This is a genomic window from Streptosporangium sp. NBC_01755 (assembly GCF_035917995.1).
In the GTDB taxonomy this organism is placed as follows: domain Bacteria; phylum Actinomycetota; class Actinomycetes; order Streptosporangiales; family Streptosporangiaceae; genus Streptosporangium.
In genome coordinates this window covers 5,374,174-5,393,456 of record NZ_CP109131.1, presented here as the reverse complement: position 1 = coordinate 5,393,456, position 19,283 = coordinate 5,374,174, and the positions used below count along the sequence as shown (strand labels likewise).

Below are 19,283 nucleotides of genomic sequence, written 5' to 3'. Positions count from 1 at the left end.
TCTCCCGTCGCGTCGCGGTTAAGCGGCGCGCGGGGGTTGACGCTTCGCAGACCGGGTAACCCCGAGGTCTCCACGTCCTGATACCGGCGTTCCGACGGCGTTCTTGATATTGATCGCGGCGTTGGTGTCGGCATGCCCGCCCCAACCGCACGCGGGGTTGGCGCAGACGTACCGTATCCCCTCCCGGGCCGCCAGGTCACGATGGCCGCACCGGTGACAGGTCTGCGAGGTCCCCCGCGCGGGGACCTTCACCAATCGTCAGCTCGAACGCCTCGTTCGTCTGCTCGTAGGTGCGCTGCGCGACCGCGACATAGACGGTGTCGAGGACGAAGAGCTGGGAGTGGACGGCGGCCAGGCCGCCCAGCCGGAAGGTGGTCTCGCGGCTGGCGGTGGTCAGCACCAGCTCCGCCAGCTCCGCCAGCGGGGAACGGGCGAAGGAGGTGACCGCGACGGTCAGCGCGCCCCGGTCTCCGGCCTCGCCGAGGGACTCCAGCACCTCGCGGGTGCGGCCCTGGTGGGAGATGCCGATGGCGACGTCGCCCGCACCGAGCAGCGCGGCGTCGGCGAGCGCCTCGTGCGCGTCGGCGTGGCTCCAGCAGGGGATCCGGATGCGGCGCAACCGCCCGCCCATCATCCCGGCCACCGCCCCGCTGGTGGAGACCCCGAAGATGAGGATGCGGCGGGCCGCGACGATGGCCTCGGCGACCTTGGCGACGGTGGTCGCGTCGAGTTGGGCCGCGGTCTCCTGGATGAGCCGCGAGTCGGCGGCGGCCATCATGCCGATCGCCGCGTCGAGCGGGTCGGTGGGGCCGATCTCGTGGCCCACCCCCATGTCCCAGTTGGCCTGCGCCGCGCGGCCGGTCTCGGTGGCCAGCGCGACCCGTAGCCCGGCATATCCCATGAAACCGAACACCCTGCAGAAACGGGTGACCGTGGCGGGCGAGCTGCCGCTCCGCTCGGCCAGCGTGATGATCGTGGATCGCGCCGCCTCCGCGGGGTCGGCCAGGATCGCCTCACCCACCCGGCGCAGCGCCTCCGGCAGCGCGGGTGTCTCGGTCTGGATACGTCCGAGCGCACCTGCGGCCACAAGCATTCCTTTCATCAACCATCATCTGGATGAAAATTATTCTCAACCCGAGGCCGCGTCAAGACCATCGGGGCATGGTGGAGGGCGTGACGCCCGTGTCGCCGGAGCCCGCGGAAGAACTCCGACAACCTCTGCCGCCTTTCGAGCGTCGTTCATGGCAGAGGTTCCAGAAAAGGAGCCGCCCGACGGAGGCGAACCCCACGATGACTCGACGTCCGGCCGACACGCCCCACCAGGTTTCCAGCGCGCACGTCCACGACGAGCTGGCCGCCCGGCGCGCCCGGCGCGCCCGGGACCAGAGACTGCGCAACGATCCGCACATCCGGCTACTCGAACGCGAGCACGGAGTCCGCCTCACGGTCGAGGAGCTCCAGGCCGCGGACCGGCAGGCTCAGGAGACGCAGGCTCAGGAGACGCAGGCGCCGCGCCACGAGGAACCGCCGGTGGACGAGGAGACGCGCTCTCTGCAGCTGCTCGTCTGGCGCCGTCTGGGCCCGAGGGGGTTTCAGGGGTTCATGCGGGAGCTGGAGGAGATGGAGGCCGAGCTGGCCAGGTCGCGGGAGGATGACTGGGACGAGTCCAGCTGAGCCCGCCCGGCCCCGAACGCGTCGTGTCCCGTCGGGTGATCGACCCGGCGTGGTCGGCACTCGCCCACCCCCCGCGCGCGTCGTGGCCTCAGTCGGGACGGACGACGTCCACCCCGATGTCCGCCCGGCGCCCCGCGACCCGCCGTCCCCTCCCCGACGGATGTCTACATCGTTCCAATCGTCCCACAAAAGGGCAGCTCACAGGGGTCGAGAGTGGAATGTGCGGTTTCCGGCGCGGCCACTGCCTGCCCAGACGATGCCGGGTAACACCCTGTTCACATACGGGCAACAGTTGTGAAATCGCGACTTGCGAACCTTTGGGGGCAGCAGACCCCTCCACCCTCAAGGACTCCGCCGATGACCTTCAAGGCCGAATACATCTGGATCGACGGCACCGAGCCGACCGCCAAGCTCCGCTCAAAGACCAAGGTCATGGCGGACGGTGCCGAACTCCCGATCTGGGGCTTCGACGGGTCCAGCACCAACCAGGCCGACGGTTCCTCCTCCGACCGCGTGCTCAAGCCGGTGTTCACCTGCCTGGACCCGATCCGCGGCGGCAGCAACGTGCTGGTGCTGTGCGAGGTTCTCAACACCGACATGACCCCGCACACCAGCAACACCCGCGCGGCCCTCGTCGATGTCGCGGAGAAGTACGCCGACCAGGAGTCGTGGTTCGGCATCGAGCAGGAGTACACCTTCTTCAAGGAGGGCCGCCCGCTCGGCTTCCCGCTCGGCGGCTTCCCCGCCCCGCAGGGTGGCTACTACTGCGGCGTCGGCGCCGACGAGGTCTTCGGCCGCGAGATCGTCGAGAAGCACCTCGACTACTGCATCGAGGCGGGCCTGGCCATCTCCGGCATCAACGCCGAGGTCATGCCCGGGCAGTGGGAGTTCCAGATCGGCCCGGCCGGTCCGCTGGAGGTCTCCGACCACATGTGGATCGCCCGCTGGCTGCTCTACCGCATCGCCGAGGACTTCAACATCGCCGCCACCCTGGACGCCAAGCCGGTGAAGGGTGACTGGAACGGCGCGGGCGCGCACACCAACTTCTCCACCAAGGCGATGCGCGAGGGCTACGACCCGATCATCACCGCCTGCGAGGCCCTCGCGGCGAACGCCCTGGAGCACGTCAAGCACTACGGCTCCGGCATCGAGGACCGCCTCACCGGTCTGCACGAGACCGCCCCCTGGAACGAGTTCAGCTACGGCGTCTCCGACCGCGGCGCCTCGGTCCGCATCCCGTGGCAGGTCGAGGTGGAGAAGAAGGGCTACATCGAGGACCGGCGTCCGAACGCCAACGTCGACCCCTACCTGGTGACCCGCCTCATCGTGAACACCTGCTGCGCCGCTCTGGAGAAGGCCGAACAGGTCTGATCCCGACCGAAGAACGGAAGGCCGCGAACGTCCTGCCGGGGGCGTCCGCGGCCTTCCGCTTTCCCGGGGAACCACCTCTTTCCCGTTTCCCGGGGAGCCACTTCTTTCCCGTTTCCCGAGGAGCCACACGGCCTCCATCTCGAGCGCGTGACGAAAATCCCACCAAACAGCTGCTTTAGGACAGCGCTAAAGGGGTAGCTTGCGCCGTACCATAACTGCGATGCGGGACGTAGTGGAGCAATTACAGCGTTTGGGGATGTCGGGCTACGAGGCCAAGGCGTACGTCACCTTGGTCGGTGCCGGGCAGCCCCTCAACGGCTATGAGGTCGCCAAGCGCTCAGGCGTGCCACGCAGCATGGTCTACGCGACACTGGGCAAGCTGGTGGCCAAGGGCGCGGCCTATGAGCTGCGTGGCACCGGCGACACCGTCGACTACCTGCCTCTGCCACCGCGTTCCCTGCTGGAGCGCATGCGCCGGGAGTTCGACGACTCGATCGAGTCGCTGGAGGTCTCGCTGCCCGTGATCGTGGCGTCCCCCGGGGCCCACCTGATCCACAGCCTCAAGGACGCGGAGGCGCTGCTCGCGCGGGCCGAGGACGTGGTGGCCGAGGCGCATACCGACCTGTTCCTGTCGATCTGGCCCGAGGAGATGGGGCGGCTCTCCGCACTGGTCGAACGAGCCGTCGAGCGCGGGGTCGAGACCTCGGTGGTGCACTTCGGGGCGGTGCGGAAACCGGTCGGGAATCTCTACGAGCGCCGCTTCCCCCCTCCGTGCGCGACCACGGAGGCCCAGGAGGGGCAGGGCCCGGAGCATCGGCTGCTGGTCGTCGTGGGCGACCGGCGGGAGGCCCTGGTCGGCGGCTTCGCCGGCGGCACCGCGTGGGGCGTCTACACCGAGGACCCGGCCGTCGCCGCTATGGCCGTCGAGTACGTCAGGCAGGACATCGCCCTGCAGATCATCGCCGACCGGGTCGGCCACGAGGGCATGAGCGAACTCTGTGCCCGCGACCCCGAGCTCAAGCGCTTCCTCAGCGACCACGGTTACGCGGCCGCCCTGCTACGCACCACGGGGATGCCCGGCCCCCGCCCCCGCGGGACCGATCCGGCCCGCACAACCGCGCCCGACGAACGATTGCTTTAACGCAAAAGTGACATCCTGCAGAGAGATTGTCCCCATATCGAGTGCCGCCATCCCGGGGGAAGACAGCACATGGACAAAACGGTCATCATGACCGTCGACGACGATCCAGGTGTATCACGGTCCATCGCACGCGACCTGCGCGTGGAGTCGAAGCCCGGCGACACCCGCTTCCAGGTGCGCCTCCCCGTCACCGAGGCGTCCGCCCCCACCTGAGCCCATGCCGTCCGGAGCGGACGCTTTGGACGGCACGCTCCAGCCCTCTCCCCGAGACGTTCAGGAGCCGTGGACGCCGCCCGCGATGTCCATCAGGTGGGCGAGGACCTTGCCGCCGGAGACCCGGACGCCGTCGTGCTCCCACTCGTTGGTCACCCAGGTCCGCACGTTGCCCACCGCGCGCGCGGTGCGCATGGACAGGCCCTCGTCGACGTACATGTCGTCGTAGTAGACGGCGGCGACCACCGGGACCCGGTTGGCGGCCAGCCGGACCGGGTCGTAGAGGGCCGGCCAGCCGGAGGCGGTGGCGAGGATCTCGGCGGCGCCCCTGAAGGGGCGGAGCGCGGCGATCTCGTCGAACATCCAGGGATAGATCATCTCCCCGGTGGGGAGCGTCGGCCCCGCGTCCTCGTGGAACTCCTCGGGCAGCAGCCGGTGCGCGGCCCAGCCGGTGGCTGCGCCCTGGGCGTAGATCGACTCGTGCAGGACCGCGTAGAGCGGGTTGCCGACGAAGCCGGTGGCCATCATGACCTCGTACCGGAACAGGTCGGAGAGCCTGTCGCCGGTCCAGGCCTCCTCCAGCAACCAGTGCAGGTACTCGGCGCCGTCGCTCATGCCCAGGCACATGCCGAGGGTCTGCAGGCGGCGTACGGTCAGCAGGTCGCCGTCGGGGAGCGAGACCTCGCGCAGCCGCAGGTGGGCGGCTATCTCGTCCAGGCGGCCCGAGTCGTTCGGATAGCGGGCGAAGTAGCGGCGCGCCTTGCCCCGGACGCGCGGGTAGGTGCGGGAGTAGACGTCGTCGGCGGTGGCGTCGAGCCCGGCCAGACCACCGGTCACGTAGCAGGTCGCCAGGCCCTCGGGGGCCAGCGAGAGGTAGGTCAGCGTGATGAAGCCGCCGTAGCTCTGGCCGAGGGTCTCCCAGGGCCGGTCGCCGGCCAGCTCGCGCCGGATCAGCTCGGCGTCGGCCACGATCGAGTCGGCCCTGAAGTGCCCGAGGCGGGCGGCGAGCTCGGCGTCCGTGCCGCACGCCGTCTTCGCGGTGATGGGTGTGCTGCGGCCGGTCCCCCGCTGGTCGAGCAGCAGGACGCGGTGGGTTTTCAGCGCCTGCCCCAGCCACCCGTCCGCGGCGGCCGGGCGCGGCGACTTGCCGCCGGGACCGCCCTGCAGGAAGAGCAGCCACGGCAGGTCCTCCCGCTGCCTGGCCGGGTCCACCGCCTCCCGGGCGAAGACCTCGATCGTCTCGCCGCCGGGGTCGGCGTGGTCGAGCGGAACGGTGAACACGTGGTCGGTGAGCGCCACACCGGGCAGAAGGACAGTCACCCCCGGAAAACTACCGGACCTCGCGCCATGGTCCTCGTCCCTCGTGAGGAACGGCGGCCAGCCCGGGACATGGGCTCACGATCGCCTCCGCCGCCCGCGCGTGCAGGCGGCCGAGTTTCCCCCACAGGTCTTCAACCATCTGTTTGTCACCGGACACGTCTGCAGGGGGCGGCACGACGTACTTCCGGGGGTTCAGGTTGTAGTCCTGACCGCGAACGTTCCCGAGCGATACCGACATGGCCAAGGCCGAGTCCAGCTCTTCACCTCGCCGCCAACGGGCGACGACGGCGCCCATCTCATGGATCTCCTCGGCGCCGAGTTCCCGATGGGTACGGGTGACCATCCGTCCCATATCCGAGGCGTCGATGAAAAGAAGCTCCTTGCGAAACTCGTTCGGAGGCGTCAGCAGCCAGATGGTGACGGCGATGCCCGTCGACGGGCCGCCGCCGCGACGAGCAGTCCGCCCGTTCCGCAGGCCGGGTCGTAGATCGCTCGTGGCAGGTCCGGCGACAGGACCTCGACCAGTGCGCGCGCCACGGATTCCGGTGTGTGGAACTCTCCGCCCTTGCGGCCTTCCAGCACGGCGAACTGTTCCAGCAGCTGGTGGAAGACCACCGCGCCCTCCTGAGCGTCGATCGCCCGATCGATGACGTCCACGATGTCGGCAAGCCCGTGACCGGACTGGTGCGGCATCCCGAAGCCGGACCGGTCGAACCTCCAGGAGTCCGGCAGGATCGCCTGGAGCTGTGCGGCCAGGCGCGACAGGGCATACGGGCCGTGCTCCTCCCGGAGACCACGTGTCACGGCAGCCCAGCTGTCGCTCTCACGCGCGCGCAGGTAGACCAGGCTGAGCACGAGATCCCGATAAGAGGCCGCGTCAACGGCGCCGCGCAGCCTCAGGAGCTTTTCCCACAGGGCGTTCTTCTCGCTGGAAGGACGGGGAGAAGCACTGGGAAGAACGGGGGGCGGGCACCGATTTCTCCTCACCGGATCGCATCACCAGGTTCCGATGAAAACGGCCACCGTACGTGGAACCGATCCGTTCCCCTGTCATGAGCGCGTTGCTCGCGATCCTGCGGCGATCGAGCCATGCGCCGATGGCCGACACCTCGAAAAGCTCCTCACCTTCGATCGACCTGGGCGTCGGGAAATCGCGGTGCCGACGTTCCCAGTTGGTCACGGCCGGACGTCGCACCTCTGCGAGCCGTGCGATATCGGACCGAGACACGTAACCATCAGGCCTGCTCATCACCATGGTCCTCTTTTACTCTCCGGGCGAGCACCTCCGGCACCCGATCGAACCGCCGCAACCACGGTGCGACCTCAGGCTCCAGGTAACCCAGAAGGCGGTAGATCTTCGCGTGGTCGGCCACCAGGTGTCGATGATGGATGGGCTCGTGGTGCATGATCCTGTTGCGGAACAGCACCATCGCCTGGAGTTGGTCGCGCAGCTCGTCACGACGACCCGAATAGTGCGGGAAAGCCCTGTGCAACGCCGGAACCCAGAAGTGCCGGTCATAGGCTTGGCTCAGGAGCGATACCCAGAAGCCGAACGACAGCTCGGCGAGCACGTCATCTGCGGTGAAAGGGCCGCGGTTCTTGCGACGCAGATCGTCCTGGGCTTTGGCGATCTTCCCGGCGTCGTGCTTCCGCAGTGGTGCCGTCTCCCACCAGTCGGCCCGGCCGTACTTAGCACGGAGCTGATCGTGTTCCGCATTGCGCAGGCCCACCTCCAGACAGTGCAGAGGGCCGTAAAAGGCCTCCGACACCTCAACATTCCAGCGATACAGTTGCCAGGCTCGCGTGACATTCCGTCCGGAAGCGTCGAGGTAAGGCGCGAATCGCGGTGTGGAGAACACCCGCTGGAACCATTCAGGCAACTCGGAAGTCACGACCGCTCTCTCTGGGGGATCGACTGTTAGGGACCGGTACCAACGGGTAGAGTGAACGCGTACGCCCCGGGCCCGCCTCTGCTTCGCATGCCGCCCGGGGCGCGGCTTTTTGCACGCCGACCCCGGATCATCACATCCCCGGACCGGCTTCATGTCCCGAAGATCTCTTCGCGTGGACGACGATGTACGTGGGGAAAAGCGCGGCGAGGGCGGTGGAGTGGTTGGGGGCCGCTCACCGGCAACGCATCGTGCGGGGTGGAAGATCAAAAACGCGGCGAGGGCGGCGGAGTCGCTCGGGACCGCTCACCGGCAACGCATCGTGCGGGGTGGTGGCGGGCGTTGGCCGGGTGTGGGTGACCGGGGGCGGGCCGGTGGAGCTCCGGGAGGGGGCAAAGCGGGTCATGGCGGGCGTGGAGGCGGGGCCGTGGCGGTGACGATCGGGGATTTTCCATGATCTGGATGAGTTGGCACGCTGGGGGCGTGCGGATTCACCCAGATCAAGGAAAGCGCCACTCCCGCCCCCTCGGATGGGCCGCCTTTCGTGGTGGAAGGCCCGATTCGTCCCCGCACCCGGCCGAGGGAGACCCCTGACCGGACGCCCCGCGGACCTTCGTACCCCGCACGGCGAGAGCCTCGCACGAGGCGGCGGCGAGGAGCGGCCCGAATTCTTCCGCACCGCGGCGGACCCGTACCGATGGGCGGTCTGGGGCCACTCCACGGTCCTCGGCGCGCTTTTGACCTTCCACCCCGCACGACACGACACCAACGAGCGGTCCTGAAGCACTCCACCACCCTCGCCGCGCTTTTCCCCACGGACGACGCCGCGCTTTTCCACCGTGACCGGCTCACCGGATTCGGATGCTCGTACACCGTGTCCGTGGACGCGACCTCGGCGCGATCCTCTGCCCGGCCAACTGGCGGCAGTCGACCGGCGAGCTCTCCTTCGTCCTTTCGGACCTCGCTCCGAAGGTCGTCGTCTGGGAGGAGTCCGAGGTCGCCGCCCCGCTGAGCGGCGAGGGCTGGATCCTGGCGGGAGCGGACTATTAGGCGTTCCTGGCCGCAGGGTCCCCGGATACCTTGCCCGGCGGGTTCGTCGGCGACGTCGGCGACGACGCCGACGACGCCAACGACGCCGACGACGCCGACGACGCCGACGACACGGCACCGGTGCTCGCGCTCTACACCGCCGCCTTCGACGGCCGCCCCAACGCGGCGCTGCTTAGCAGCGCCGCCCTGATCGCGCACAGCACCTCGCTGCTGGTGGTGCGGCAGATGGAGCCGGGCTTCACCTTCCTGAACAGCGGCCCGCTCTTCCACGTGGGCACGATGATGTTCTGCCTGGCCACGCTGCAGATCGGCGGGACGAACGTCTTCACTCCGGCTTTCGACGCCGGCGAGGTCTGCCGCCTCGTCGACGCGGAGAAGGTCACCCAGGCGTTCCTGTTCGGACAGATGATCGACGCGGTGGCGAAGGCCAACGAGGACGGCGGGTACGACCTGACGTCGCTCCACTTCGTCTCCCACCCGGCCGAATGGGACGCCATGACGAGCGTGGACGACTCCCCCTGGTGCCGGTCGAAGATGGGCGGCTACGGGCAGACGGAGGTGGCCGGGATGCTGACCTTCCTCGGGCTCGCCCCGGGCGCCACGAGGTTCGCCGGACGGCCGTCGCCGCTGGTCCAGGTGCGCATCCTCTCCCCTGACGGCGAGGAGGTGCCCACGGGAGAGGTGGGCGAGATCTGCGCCCGCGGCAAGTCTCTTTTTTCTGGATATTTCAACAAACCTGAACTCAACGAGGCGAAGACGCGCGGGGGCTGGCACCACACCGGTGACCTCGGCCGCCGCGAGGCCGACGGCACGATCACCTTCATCGGCCCCAGGCTCCGCATGATCAAGTCCGGCAACGAGAACATCTATCCGGCCGAGGTCGAGCGGGTGCTGAAGACCCATCCCGCCGTCGCCGACGCCGCGGTCATCGGCGTCCCCGACGAGCGGTGGCGGCAGGCGGTGAAGGCCGTCGTGGTCCTCGGGGACGGAGCCACGGCCTCCGCCGAGGAGATCGTCGAGCACGTGCGGGGCGGACTCGCCTCGTACAAGAAGCCGCGGCATGTGGACTTCGTCTCGTCGACGGCCTGCACAACCGGATCTTCCTCGACCCGATTCTCAACGGCCGCTACCCCGCCGACATGCTTGAGCACATGGCCCGCTTCACCACTCTGGAGCACATCGCCGACGGCGACGAGAAGCTGATCGGCGCCGGAGGCCGGTCAGGCGTGCGCGGGCCCGGCCGCCGGCGCCGGGGTCGCGACCCGGCCCGCGGGACGCACCGCGTGGCTGCGCAGCAGGAAGTCCTCGACGACCAGGGTGGCCGCGCCCAGGGCGACCGCCTCGGGGCCGAGCCTGCCCAGCTCGATCGACGCCTGCGAGAAGGGCAGGGGCAGGGCGTACCTGGCGGCGGCGGCGCGGATCTCGCTGAGGAACTCCCGCCCGAGCAGGGACCCGGCCCAGCCGCCAAGGATGACACGCTCGGGGTTGACCAGGTTGATGAGGTTGGCCAGCCCCGCCCCGAGACAGCGGACGGCCTCCTCGAACGCGGGCCTGGCCAGCGGGTCGGCGAGAAGCGCGGCGAAGACGCCCTCCTCGTCGTCGTCCCCCAGGCCCCTTCCCGCGCCGGCGAGGATCGCCTCGGCGCCGACGTACGCCTCCAGGCAGCCCCGGCTGCCGCAGCGGCAGGGGCGCCCGTCGAGGACGATCTTCGTGTGGCCCCACTCCCCCGCGCCGTTCGCCGTTCCCCGGTAGGTGACGCCGCCGGTGATGACGCTCGCCCCGGCGCCGGTGCCGATGAAGGTCATGACCAGGTGCTGGGCGCCCTTGCCCGCCCCGAACCAGAGCTCGGCCTGGCCGGTGGTCTTGACCCCGTTGTCGGCGAAGACCGGGATCGAGGTGCCCTCGCGCAGCAGCGCGCCCAGCGGTACGCCGTCCCAGCCGAACGCGCGGGCGTGGATGAGCAGGTCGGGCCCCTGCTCGGCGACACCTGGGACGCCCAGCCCCATGCCGAGCACCTCGGACTCGTCCGCCCCCGCCTCCGACAGGACCGCCTCCAGCCCGTCGAGGATGTGACGGGCCACCACGGCGGGCTCGTGGCGGCTCGGGTCGAGGGCGAACTCCTTCCTCGCCCGCTCCTTCATCGCCAGGTCGTACAGCTCGACGCGGACGTGTGTCTCCCCGACCCCCATCCCGACCACGTATCCGTACGAGGGATCGACCCTGAGCATGATCCGCGGCCGCCCGCCGTCGGAGTCGACGGAACCGGTCTCGACCACGATGCCGTCCGCGACGAGGTCGCCGATCACGTTGCTGACCGTCGCGGCACTGAGACCGGTCGTCTGGGCCAGGTCGTGCCTGCTCAGCTCGTTGGCGAAATACAACGTCCACAGGACCACGGACCGGTTGCCCTTCCGCACGTCACGGAGGGTCCCCCGCTGTGGACGGCTCATGCTTCTCCCCCGGGGAAGTAATTTCAAATGTTAGTACAACTATTATTCTAGCCACTCACGGCCAATGCTCATCGAGCGCACTCCCGCCCGTTGCAGAGCTCCTCCCCCGCCCACATGTGGCAGAGCGCGTCCACATGAGTCGTGGTGCCGTGGTGGGTGACCATCAGGGCGTCGTCGGCCATCCGCAGCCCGGCCCCGATCGGGCGGGTGCCGGCCGCGTAGTCGTCGCCGTCCACGGACATGAAGTGCTGCGGCAGCGGGCGGCCCCGCAGGTGCGGGACCGTCGTGGGGGCGGGCGAGGATGTGGCCCCCCTGATCGGCATGGCCAGGCTGATCACCTGGCCGGTGACGGCACGGCAGGCGGCCCCGAGACGGTCCACAGCGGCGGGCTCGTCCACGTCCGCCACGACGATCCTGGCCCCGAGCGCGGCGAGCGCACCCAGATCGACGGGCATGCGACCTCTACTAACCCGAGCGCTTGCTTGATTACCTTTCGGAGGTTAACACACGGCCGCATCGACTACCGAGCGCGATTCATTCATAAAAGTTGACCAACCGTGACAACCAACCCCATGGGTGAGACCGTCGAACAAGTCGACGGCACTCGGAAGGGGACTGGATGGTTCCGGGATACCGCGAGATTCGGGAACTCGGCGTCGGCGGAGGCGGGCGCGTGGTGCTGGCCACGTACGCCGCCACCGGTGCCTACGTGGCCATCAAATACCTCAACGCGACACTCAAGGACGATTACCGCTTCCTGGCGCGCTTCCGTGCGGAGGCGCGCGTCATGGTGGAGTTGCAGGACCCGAACGTGGTCCAGCTGTACGAGTACTACGAGGACGTGCTCGAAGCCGCGATCGTGATGGAGCTGGTCGACGGGGTCGCGCTCAGGCGGATCCTGGCCGAGCACGGCAGCACGAGCCCGGAGGCCGCGCTGACCGTGCTCAAGGGCTCGCTGCTGGGCCTGGCCTTCGCGCACGCGGCCGGGGTCGTGCACCGCGACTACAAGCCGGAGAACGTGCTGATCCAGGCCGACGGCGGCAGCAAGCTGGCGGACTTCGGCATCGCCGCCCACGTCGGGGAGACCGGCATCACCGCCGGCACCCCCGCCTACATGGCTCCCGAGCAGTGGGAGGGGGCGTCGGCGAGCACCGCGACCGACGTCTACGCGGCCACGTGCGTGTTCTTCGAGTGCCTCACCGGACACAGGCCGTACCAGGCGGATCACCGCGCGGCGCTGATGCACGGGCACCTGACCGCGCCGATCCCGGTGGCGGAGGTGCCCAGCTCGGTCCGCGCTCTGGTCGTCCGGGGCATGGCCAAGGACCCGCATGACCGGCCGGAGAACGCGCGGGCGTTCCTGGAGGAGCTGGAGGCCGCGGCGCTGTCGGCGTACGGGCCGGAGTGGGAGCAGCGCGGGCGGCGGCACCTGGCCGAGCTCGCCACGCTGCTGGCGCTGGCGTTCCCGCTGGCCAAACCCGCGCCGAGGGCGAGTTCCTCGGTGGCCCAGACCGTGCTCGGCCGGATGGGGAGGGTGCGCCGGGTGCGCCGTCCCCGGCTGGGCCCCAGGACGCTGGCCGGACTCGGGGTGGTCACCGTCGCGATGACCGCCGGTGTGATCGCGGCCAACCGGCCGCACGACCGGCTCTCCGCCGACACGATCTTCACCCCGCCACCCAGCTCAGCAATCATCGAGGGGACACCGGCGCGACGGAGCCAGGTGCCGGAGCCGCCGGAGCCGTCCGTCGGGCCGAGCCTCTCGCGAGGCGCCGCCGTCGGGCGGCCCGTGCCGCCCTCGGAGGACACGGACTCCGTTCCTGTCACGTTCCCCTCACCGGTCCCGAGCCGGACCGCGACCCCCGCGCCGACCGGCTCGCGGCCTCAGCGCCCGAGCCCCACACCCCCCACCCCGACGCCCACACCGAAGCCCACCTCGACGCCCACCTCGACGCCCACGCCAAAGCCCACACCAACCCCCACACCGAAGCCGCCGACGCCCACCCCCACACGCCCTCCGACACCCACGCCGATCTTGACGGGGACGCCACCGGAGCCCGCGCACACGGTCAGCGGCCTGAGGGTCGTGGGAATCGACTCGAACGGGACCACTGTCGCCTTCCGCGCCTCCACCCCGGCGGACGTCGTGGTGACCGTCATGTTCGCCGAGGGTCCGACGCGCGACCGGCTCGTCCAGGCGCCCCCGCAGACCTCGGTGCTCGACGGGTCCTCGGCCTACTCACACACCGTCCCGCACACCTTCGCGGCCCCCGCCTGCGGGCAGACCCTCTATCGCCGGGTCACGGTCGCGACCTCGCCCCGCTCCTCCGTCGGGACCTCCAGCCGCACCCAGGAGGTCCACGGCGAGCCGTGCTCACCGCCCTCGGTCTCCATCACCGCCTTCGACGGCACCACCGTCGGCTTCCTGGTGAGGACCTCGGGCACCTCGCCGGTGACCGTGCGACTCGGGTTCGCCCAGAAGCTCGACGGCGCGGTGACCAGCGGCACGCGGGAGCTGGAACTGTCCGGCGCCACCGAGTACGCGCGGGAGGTGAGGGGAGAGTTCGCCGAGCCGCCCCGGTGCGGGGAGCACGTCACGCGGCTGGTGACGATCAGTACGGTCCCCTCGGGCGACATGCCCTCCCGGACGGTCCGGATCGACCTGCCCTCCTGTGCTCCCGAGCAGGACCCGGACCAGGGCCCGGCCCCGGAGAGGCCGCGGAACTCCGAACGGCCCACCGTGGACGAACCCGGCCCCGAGCGAACCGGTGTGGACGGCATCTTGTGAGGTAACCAAGCGTGCGCCAGCTTGGCGATCGATGACCGGTGACACGCTCGCCTACTGGGACGCCGGCTACTGATCCATAGCCCTCTCGCCGCCGACGGCCGGCGCCCACCCGCCCACCCGGCCACGGTCCCGATTACGACCCCGGTCCCGGTCCCGGTCATGGTCATGGTCATGGTCACGGCCCCGGTCACGGCGCGTACGGGGGCGAAACCGTCTGCGCATAGTGTGGGTGGTGTCGGCCGGACTCGAACCTTAGGCGGTCCGCCTGCCGAAGCCGGCGTGAGGCGTTGATGGATGAGGTGGCACCGGCCACCCCGAAACGGTGGCAGACACCGGGGCTGCCACTCGAGGTGACCAGTTTCGTAGGACGTCGGCATGAGATGGCCGAGGTCAGGCGCCTGCTGTCCAAGGCCCGTGTGGTGACCCTCACCGGCCCCGGCGGTGTCGGCAAGACCCGGCTGGCCCTGCGCGTCGCGGCCGATGTCCAGCGCGCCTTCCCCGACGGGGTGTGGCTGGTCGAGCTCGCCGGACTGAAGGATCCCGAGCTGCTCGGCGCGTCGGTGAACGAGGCCCTGGCGATCAGGGATACCTCTCGCCGACCCCTGATGGAGGTGCTCGTCGACCACCTCCGGGACAAGCGGGCGCTGCTGATCCTCGACAACTGCGAGCACCTCCTGCGGGGCTGCGCCGTGCTGGCGGAGATCCTGGTGCGCTCGGCCCCCTCCCTGCGGATCCTCACCACCAGCCGGCAGGCGCTGGGCATCGCCGCCGAGCAGACGCTGGCCGTGCCGACGCTGCCGCTGCCGCCACCGGTACCGGACTCCGACCGTCCGAGACTGCCTGCGGAGCCCGCCACGCAGTCCGAGGCGGTGCGGCTGTTCGCCGAGCGGGCCGCCGCCGTCATACCGGATTTCACGGTCACCGACGCCAACCGGTCCGCCGTGGAGCAGATCTGCCGCCGGCTGGACGGCATTCCGCTCGCGATCGAGCTGGCGACCGCGCGGTTGCGCGCGCTCTCCCCCGAAGAGCTGCTGGCCAGGCTGGACGACCGGTTCCGGCTGCTCACCGGCGGTTCACCCGCGACGCTGCCCCGCCAGCAGACGCTGCGCGCGCTGATCGACTGGAGCTATGCCCTCTGCACGGAGAAGGAGCAACTGCTGTGGGCGCGCGTCTCGGTGTTCGCCGACGGTCTGGACCTTGAGGCGGCCGAGGCGGTCTGCTCGGGGGCGGGCATCGATCGCGAGGAGGCGATCGACCTGGTGATCGGGCTGGTGGACAAGTCCATCCTGATCAAGGAGAATCCCCCCGCCACCCCCTCGGTCACCCGCTACCGGCTGCTGGAGACGATCCGGCAGTACGGCCGGGAGCGGCTGGCGGCCCTGGGACAGGAGACCAGACTCCGGCGGCTGCACCGCGACCACTACCGGCGGTTGTCGGCGAAGGCGTACGCGCAGCGGTTCGGCCCGTCCCAGGTGGCCTGGTTCGGCAGGTTGGATCTCGAACACGCCAACCTGCGCACCGCGCTGGAGTACTGCTTCACCGACCCTGAAGAGACCTCCGCCGCCCTCGGCATGGCCACCGACCTGCTCTACCACTGGATCACCAGCCACTATCTCAGCGAGGGACGACACTGGCTGGACCGAAGCCTGCTCGCCGTCACCGGGCCCGACGAGATCCGGGGCCGTGCGCTCTGGTCCAACAGCTGGCTGGCCATCATCCAGGCCGATGTCGTCTCCGCCACGGCGATGCTGGAGGAGGCCAGGGCGCTGGGGAACCTGCCGGGGCACGAGCCGGTCCTGGCCTACGTCACGCTCTACTCGGGGATGATCGCCATGTTCCGGGGAGACGTCGAAGCCGCGATCGAGCTCTACCGGGAGGCGGCTGCGCGCCACCTCGCCGACGACGATCCGACGGGCCTGGCCCTGACGCTCATCCGGCTCTGCCTCGCCCACTCCTTCCTGGGTGACTGGGCGAGTTCCATCTCCGCGGGCGAGGAGTGCCTCACGCTCTGTGACGCCCACGGGGAGAGCTGGCACAGGGCGTACGCGATGATGGCGCTCGGTGTCGGGGTCTGGGCCCAGGGCGACGCCCGGCGCGCGACCGAACTGGAGAAGGAGAGCCTGAGGTTCAACCGCTCGCTCGACGATCTGCTGGGCGTCGGCGTCAATCTGGAGGTGCTGGCCTGGATCACCGCCGCGGAGGGGAACCATCGGCGGGCGGCCGTACTGCTGGGAATCCTGGAGACGATCTGGCAGGCGGTCGGGGCACCGATGTCCGGGTTCGGGCACCTGATGTATTACCACGACGAGTGCGAGGCCCGTACGCGCGAGGCTCTCGGAAAAACCGCCTTCGACGCGGCCGCCAGGCGGGGCGCGAAGCTGCCTGGCGAGGAGGCACTGGCCTTCGCCCTCGACGAGGGCACTCGCTCCGGCGGGCCCCCGGACAGGGCCGCGCCGTCGCCGTCCCCGCTGACCCGCAGAGAGACCGAGATCGCCCAGCTCGTCGCCCAGGGGCTGAGCAACAAGGAGATCGCGACTTCGCTGACGATCGCCCAGCGCACCGCAGAGGGTCACATCGAGCACATCATGACCAAGCTGGGCTTCCACTCGCGGGCCCAGATCGCCGTCTGGATCGGCGAGCGCAACCGGGACGTGAACGGGAACCGCGCATCCGGCACCTGACGGGAAAGAGGAACGCCGGAGCCGACGAGTGCGGCGATCTCGTCGGCTCCGGCGTATGGCGGAAGGCGAGTCGGGGGGACTCGGCATCCGGCCTTCGGAGGTGGTGTGTGGGTTCAGCCCCCGGCGGGGGCGGGTGTGACCGGCGCGTGTGGCGGGCCCATGGTCAGCACCCGGCGGCGACGTGCGCGGGGAGCTCGAACCAGACGGCCTTGCCTTCGGAGGTACGGTCGCTACCCCAGCAGCAGGACAGCAGGTCGAGCAGGTGCAGCCCGCGTCCCCGCTCGTCGTCCTCATGCGCCCGGTGCACGCGGATCTGTGAGGGGTCCGCGTCCGCGTCCTCGACCTCGCAGCGCAGCAGGCCCTCCTCGAAGGAGAGGGCGAGCCTGATCGTCCCTCGCGAGTGGCGCAGCGCGTTGGTGACCAGCTCGCTGACGAGCAGCTCGGCGACCGTGCTGTGCTCCTCGTGCAGCCCCCAGTCCGCCAGGCAGGCGCGGGTCACCCGGCGCGCCCGGGGCACGGATGACGACTCGGGCGTGAAGGAGAACGACGTCTCCTGGAAGTCCGGCTCCCCGAGGAGGGCGGTCATGGGCGGGTTCGGCTCACGCACGGGACCGTTGCCCGCGGCGATCGGCCACGACTGGGCAACCTGCCCGCCCGGCGTGCTCGATCCCTTGCCCTTGCCGGCGGGAACCCGAACCGAACTCATGCCGCCTGCCTCCACGAAACACGGTGGGCGGGCATGCTGTGGACGGGAGTGCTACGCCCGTCCGGCAGGAGCGCTCCGGTGTCCTCGAAGACCACGACGCCGTTGCAGAGCAGACCCCACCCCTGCTCGGGGTGGAAGGCCACGAGGGACGCGGCTTCATGATCGGGGGCGCTTGCGAGAGGGCATCGCGGCTGGTGCTGACACATGGCTCGTACCTTTAATCCTTCATCGGTTGCAGTTGAGCCTTCGATGTGACCAGCCTCTCCCAGAGCCGATACCGGCATATCGGGATAAATACCCATATCCATACCTATTTCGCCGATGGTAAAGAGGTCGGCCCCCAGGGATGAAGATGGTCAACAAGATCGACCCGCGCGGTGACAGCGGCCCTGGCTCCGGTTGCGGCCGTCCAGTAGATCTTTTCGCTAAATGCTCTACTCGCGAAGGATCACACAGAAGCCCATGACGTCGTCTTTTATCTAGGTATATGACGCCAAGTGACTTTGCGTGCACTTTAGACTGTTGTGACCTATCCTTGGGGCCGGGTAACCTCCCTCGTCACGGAAGACAACCGGCCAGTGGTGCCGCCGCACGCGTCCTACCCGTCCCCGGGAGGCTCGCGTGAACGCGCCATCGCCCTACCCCGTCTCCCGGTGGCCAGGTCGCAAGGCGGAGCGACCATCCCCGCATGGCCGCCGGGGGTCCCCTGAAACCTCATATGACCCCTGAGATGCAGAAGTTCGTCGAGCTGCTGGAGAGCCAGCTCGGATACTCCGAGAAGAGCGGCGGCTACACCAAGTTCGGCGACTGGTACGGCAGGACCGTCGAGTTCGACGCCGACTACACCGCCGCCCCCTGGTGCGACATGTACCTTTCGTGGGCTGCCGGCAAGCTGGGCTACGAGGAGTGGATCGGCCAGTTCGCCTACACCGTCTACCACGCCCGGTGGTTCCAGCAGCAGGATGCCTGGGGCGCCACTCCCAAGCCCGGGGCCATCGTCTTCTTCGACTGGAGCGGTTCGAAGAAGATCGACGGTATCGACCACGTGGGGATCGTCACCCGGGTCGAGGGGAACAGGATCCACACGATCGAGGGCAACATCGACGGCGGCGTCGCCAAGCGCAAGGAGCGCGACACCGGCAAGGTCGTCGGCTACGGGTATCCGGAGAAGATCAAGGCCCGGCTGGATCGGGAGGCCACCGAGAAGCAGCTGATTCTCGATCCCGCCACCGCGTGCGGGGGCAACCTGGTGGCGGTCGACCCCGGACCCAACCTGCTCGCCCTGGTCCCCGCCCCCATCCCGGCGAGAAAGACCCCGGCGTCCGCGGGACCCGGCAAGGCCAGGCAGGCACCCAAGCACGCCGCCGGGACAGCGGCGGGGAACGGCCGAGAGGCCCCGTCGGGAGACGACGGCGGAGCCACCCCGGCCCGTTCCGCCCGCCCCGCCCGTTCCACCATGCCCGCCCACTCGGCCGTCAGCCCGAGAACGGCAACCGTCCCTGCGCCCATCTCTGTCTCCGCCGCCCGCCCCGTGGCCCGGAACGGTCGGAACGGTCGGAACGGTCGGAACGGTCGGAACGGTCCCGCCGTACCGGCCGGTTCCCGCAGCTCACCCGTCGAACCAGGCGACGTCCTGGTCCACAGCGGCTACCGGGGACGCCGCCGCCGGGAAAAGGTGCCGGCCTAGGGATCTACCGAGGGATTCCTCCCCATAAATCATGACAAGTCGGCTAGAAATGGCCGCTCGACGAGGCTCGCCCCCCGCCCGCCGTACTCGATGGGTCAGGAGACCACCGACAGACTGTCGGCCGCGAGCAGGCGCTCCCACTCGCGGTGCGCCTCGAAGCCCTCCCGCGTGTCCATCGAGGACAGCGGGACCTCCGGGACGTGCCGGGCCAGCCAGTCCCGCACCTCGGCCCGGAATTCCCGCTCCGCGGGGGTGAAGTCCAGGTCCACTACACCAACCTAGCGCACGCTTGGGTAAGCGTACAGTGGGCCGTACG

Annotated in this window: 19 protein-coding genes and 1 pseudogene; 9 read left to right on the top strand and 11 right to left on the bottom strand. The window is 69.6% G+C overall.

The genetic code is table 11. The features are described 5' to 3' along the window. Positions 1-18: 18 nt before the first annotated feature. Positions 19-252 (bottom strand): zinc ribbon domain-containing protein, encoded by a 234-nt coding sequence (locus OG884_RS25630; protein WP_326636979.1) that lies wholly within the window; start codon positions 250-252, stop codon positions 19-21. Beyond that, on the bottom strand, positions 197-1,102 hold the full coding sequence (locus OG884_RS25625) for a MurR/RpiR family transcriptional regulator (protein WP_326636977.1): 906 nt from the start codon (positions 1,100-1,102) through the stop codon (positions 197-199). Before OG884_RS25625 ends, OG884_RS25630 begins: the two co-directional genes overlap by 56 nt. 188 nt (positions 1,103-1,290) lie before the next feature. Between OG884_RS25625 and OG884_RS25620 the strand changes: the two genes are divergently transcribed. The 4 genes from OG884_RS25620 (at position 1,291) to OG884_RS25605 (ending at position 4,399) form a co-directional block, all read left to right on the top strand. Then, a complete protein-coding gene (locus OG884_RS25620; RefSeq protein ID WP_326636975.1) occupies positions 1,291-1,674 on the top strand; it encodes a hypothetical protein in 384 nt (127 codons plus the stop codon). Positions 1,675-2,031: 357 nt separating this feature from the next. Next, positions 2,032-3,045: a glutamine synthetase gene (gene glnII / locus OG884_RS25615; RefSeq protein WP_326636972.1), complete on the top strand. Its 1,014-nt coding sequence runs from the start codon at positions 2,032-2,034 to the stop codon at positions 3,043-3,045. Between the two features lie 220 nt (positions 3,046-3,265). Continuing rightward, positions 3,266-4,186 (top strand): TrmB family transcriptional regulator, encoded by a 921-nt coding sequence (locus OG884_RS25610; protein ID WP_326636970.1) that lies wholly within the window; start codon positions 3,266-3,268, stop codon positions 4,184-4,186. Positions 4,187-4,255: 69 nt separating this feature from the next. After that, positions 4,256-4,399, top strand: coding sequence for a hypothetical protein (locus tag OG884_RS25605; protein WP_326636968.1), 144 nt, complete (start codon positions 4,256-4,258; stop codon positions 4,397-4,399). A 60-nt stretch (positions 4,400-4,459) separates the two neighbouring features. Here OG884_RS25605 and OG884_RS25600 read toward each other — a convergent pair whose 3' ends face one another. The 4 genes from OG884_RS25600 to OG884_RS25585 form a co-directional block, all read right to left on the bottom strand. Further along, positions 4,460-5,719, bottom strand: coding sequence for an alpha/beta fold hydrolase (locus tag OG884_RS25600; protein ID WP_326636966.1), 1,260 nt, complete (start codon positions 5,717-5,719; stop codon positions 4,460-4,462). Between the two features lie 10 nt (positions 5,720-5,729). Then, on the bottom strand, positions 5,730-6,125 hold the full coding sequence (locus tag OG884_RS25595; protein WP_326646993.1) for an N-6 DNA methylase: 396 nt from the start codon (positions 6,123-6,125) through the stop codon (positions 5,730-5,732). Then, complete coding sequence (locus OG884_RS25590) at positions 6,122-6,574, bottom strand: N-6 DNA methylase (RefSeq protein WP_326636963.1); 453 nt, start codon at positions 6,572-6,574, stop codon at positions 6,122-6,124. The genes OG884_RS25595 and OG884_RS25590 overlap by 4 nt, the downstream gene beginning before the upstream one ends. A 380-nt stretch (positions 6,575-6,954) precedes the next feature. After that, entirely contained in the window at positions 6,955-7,611 is a 657-nt protein-coding gene (locus OG884_RS25585) for a hypothetical protein (protein WP_326636962.1), read from the bottom strand. Between the two features lie 858 nt (positions 7,612-8,469). Between OG884_RS25585 and OG884_RS25580 the strand changes: the two genes are divergently transcribed. Both OG884_RS25580 and OG884_RS25575 read left to right on the top strand, forming a co-directional pair. Beyond that, positions 8,470-8,658: a hypothetical protein gene (locus tag OG884_RS25580; RefSeq protein WP_326636960.1), complete on the top strand. Its 189-nt coding sequence runs from the start codon at positions 8,470-8,472 to the stop codon at positions 8,656-8,658. A gap of 30 nt (positions 8,659-8,688) precedes the next feature. Continuing rightward, positions 8,689-9,861, top strand: coding sequence for an AMP-binding protein (locus OG884_RS25575; RefSeq protein WP_326636958.1), 1,173 nt, complete (start codon positions 8,689-8,691; stop codon positions 9,859-9,861). 17 nt (positions 9,862-9,878) lie between these two features. Here OG884_RS25575 and OG884_RS25570 read toward each other — a convergent pair whose 3' ends face one another. Both OG884_RS25570 and OG884_RS25565 read right to left on the bottom strand, forming a co-directional pair. After that, on the bottom strand, positions 9,879-11,108 hold the full coding sequence (locus tag OG884_RS25570) for an ROK family transcriptional regulator (RefSeq protein WP_326636956.1): 1,230 nt from the start codon (positions 11,106-11,108) through the stop codon (positions 9,879-9,881). A 71-nt stretch (positions 11,109-11,179) separates the two neighbouring features. Further along, positions 11,180-11,497, bottom strand: a pseudogene (locus tag OG884_RS25565) (cyclase family protein); the annotation flags it as partial. 230 nt (positions 11,498-11,727) lie between these two features. Between OG884_RS25565 and OG884_RS25560 the strand changes: the two are divergent. Next, positions 11,728-13,893 carry a serine/threonine-protein kinase gene (locus OG884_RS25560; protein WP_326636954.1) on the top strand — a complete coding sequence of 722 codons (2,166 nt, stop codon included), beginning with the start codon at positions 11,728-11,730 and terminating at the stop codon, positions 13,891-13,893. Positions 13,894-14,273: 380 nt separating this feature from the next. After that, entirely contained in the window at positions 14,274-16,574 is a 2,301-nt protein-coding gene (locus OG884_RS25555) for an ATP-binding protein (protein WP_326636952.1), read from the top strand. Between the two features lie 163 nt (positions 16,575-16,737). On the opposite strand, the gene OG884_RS25550 is transcribed toward OG884_RS25555, so the two are convergent. Together OG884_RS25550 and OG884_RS25545 are read right to left on the bottom strand one after the other, a co-directional pair. Further along, on the bottom strand, positions 16,738-17,280 hold the full coding sequence (locus OG884_RS25550; RefSeq protein ID WP_326636950.1) for an ATP-binding protein: 543 nt from the start codon (positions 17,278-17,280) through the stop codon (positions 16,738-16,740). After that, positions 17,277-17,486, bottom strand: a complete 210-nt coding sequence (locus OG884_RS25545; RefSeq protein WP_326636948.1) for a DUF5999 family protein — start codon at positions 17,484-17,486, stop codon at positions 17,277-17,279. The genes OG884_RS25550 and OG884_RS25545 overlap by 4 nt, the downstream gene beginning before the upstream one ends. Before the next feature lie 524 nt (positions 17,487-18,010). Here OG884_RS25545 and OG884_RS25540 point away from each other — a divergent pair. Beyond that, positions 18,011-18,967: a CHAP domain-containing protein gene (locus OG884_RS25540; protein WP_326636946.1), complete on the top strand. Its 957-nt coding sequence runs from the start codon at positions 18,011-18,013 to the stop codon at positions 18,965-18,967. Positions 18,968-19,062: 95 nt separating this feature from the next. Here the strand turns inward: OG884_RS25540 and OG884_RS25535 are convergent, their stop codons facing one another. Further along, entirely contained in the window at positions 19,063-19,236 is a 174-nt protein-coding gene (locus OG884_RS25535; RefSeq protein ID WP_442811527.1) for a hypothetical protein, read from the bottom strand. Between the last annotated feature and the right edge of the window lie 47 nt (positions 19,237-19,283).

What these genes read in the sequence shown, in the direction of transcription:
- OG884_RS25555 (WP_326636952.1), top strand. Translation starts at nt 14,274, where the DNA reads ATGGCCGAGGTCAGGCGCCTGCTGTCCAAGGCCCGTGTGGTGACCCTC.
- OG884_RS25540 (WP_326636946.1), top strand. Translation starts at nt 18,011, where the DNA reads ATGCAGAAGTTCGTCGAGCTGCTGGAGAGCCAGCTCGGATACTCCGAG.
- OG884_RS25580 (WP_326636960.1), top strand. Translation starts at nt 8,470, where the DNA reads ATGCTCGTACACCGTGTCCGTGGACGCGACCTCGGCGCGATCCTCTGC.
- OG884_RS25610 (WP_326636970.1), top strand. Translation starts at nt 3,266, where the DNA reads ATGCGGGACGTAGTGGAGCAATTACAGCGTTTGGGGATGTCGGGCTAC.
- OG884_RS25560 (WP_326636954.1), top strand. Translation starts at nt 11,728, where the DNA reads ATGGTTCCGGGATACCGCGAGATTCGGGAACTCGGCGTCGGCGGAGGC.
- OG884_RS25620 (WP_326636975.1), top strand. Translation starts at nt 1,291, where the DNA reads ATGACTCGACGTCCGGCCGACACGCCCCACCAGGTTTCCAGCGCGCAC.
- OG884_RS25550 (WP_326636950.1), bottom strand. Translation starts at nt 17,280, where the DNA reads ATGAGTTCGGTTCGGGTTCCCGCCGGCAAGGGCAAGGGATCGAGCACG.
- OG884_RS25545 (WP_326636948.1), bottom strand. Translation starts at nt 17,486, where the DNA reads ATGTGTCAGCACCAGCCGCGATGCCCTCTCGCAAGCGCCCCCGATCAT.
- glnII (WP_326636972.1), top strand. Translation starts at nt 2,032, where the DNA reads ATGACCTTCAAGGCCGAATACATCTGGATCGACGGCACCGAGCCGACC.
- OG884_RS25605 (WP_326636968.1), top strand. Translation starts at nt 4,256, where the DNA reads ATGGACAAAACGGTCATCATGACCGTCGACGACGATCCAGGTGTATCA.
- OG884_RS25625 (WP_326636977.1), bottom strand. Translation starts at nt 1,102, where the DNA reads ATGAAAGGAATGCTTGTGGCCGCAGGTGCGCTCGGACGTATCCAGACC.
- OG884_RS25570 (WP_326636956.1), bottom strand. Translation starts at nt 11,108, where the DNA reads ATGAGCCGTCCACAGCGGGGGACCCTCCGTGACGTGCGGAAGGGCAAC.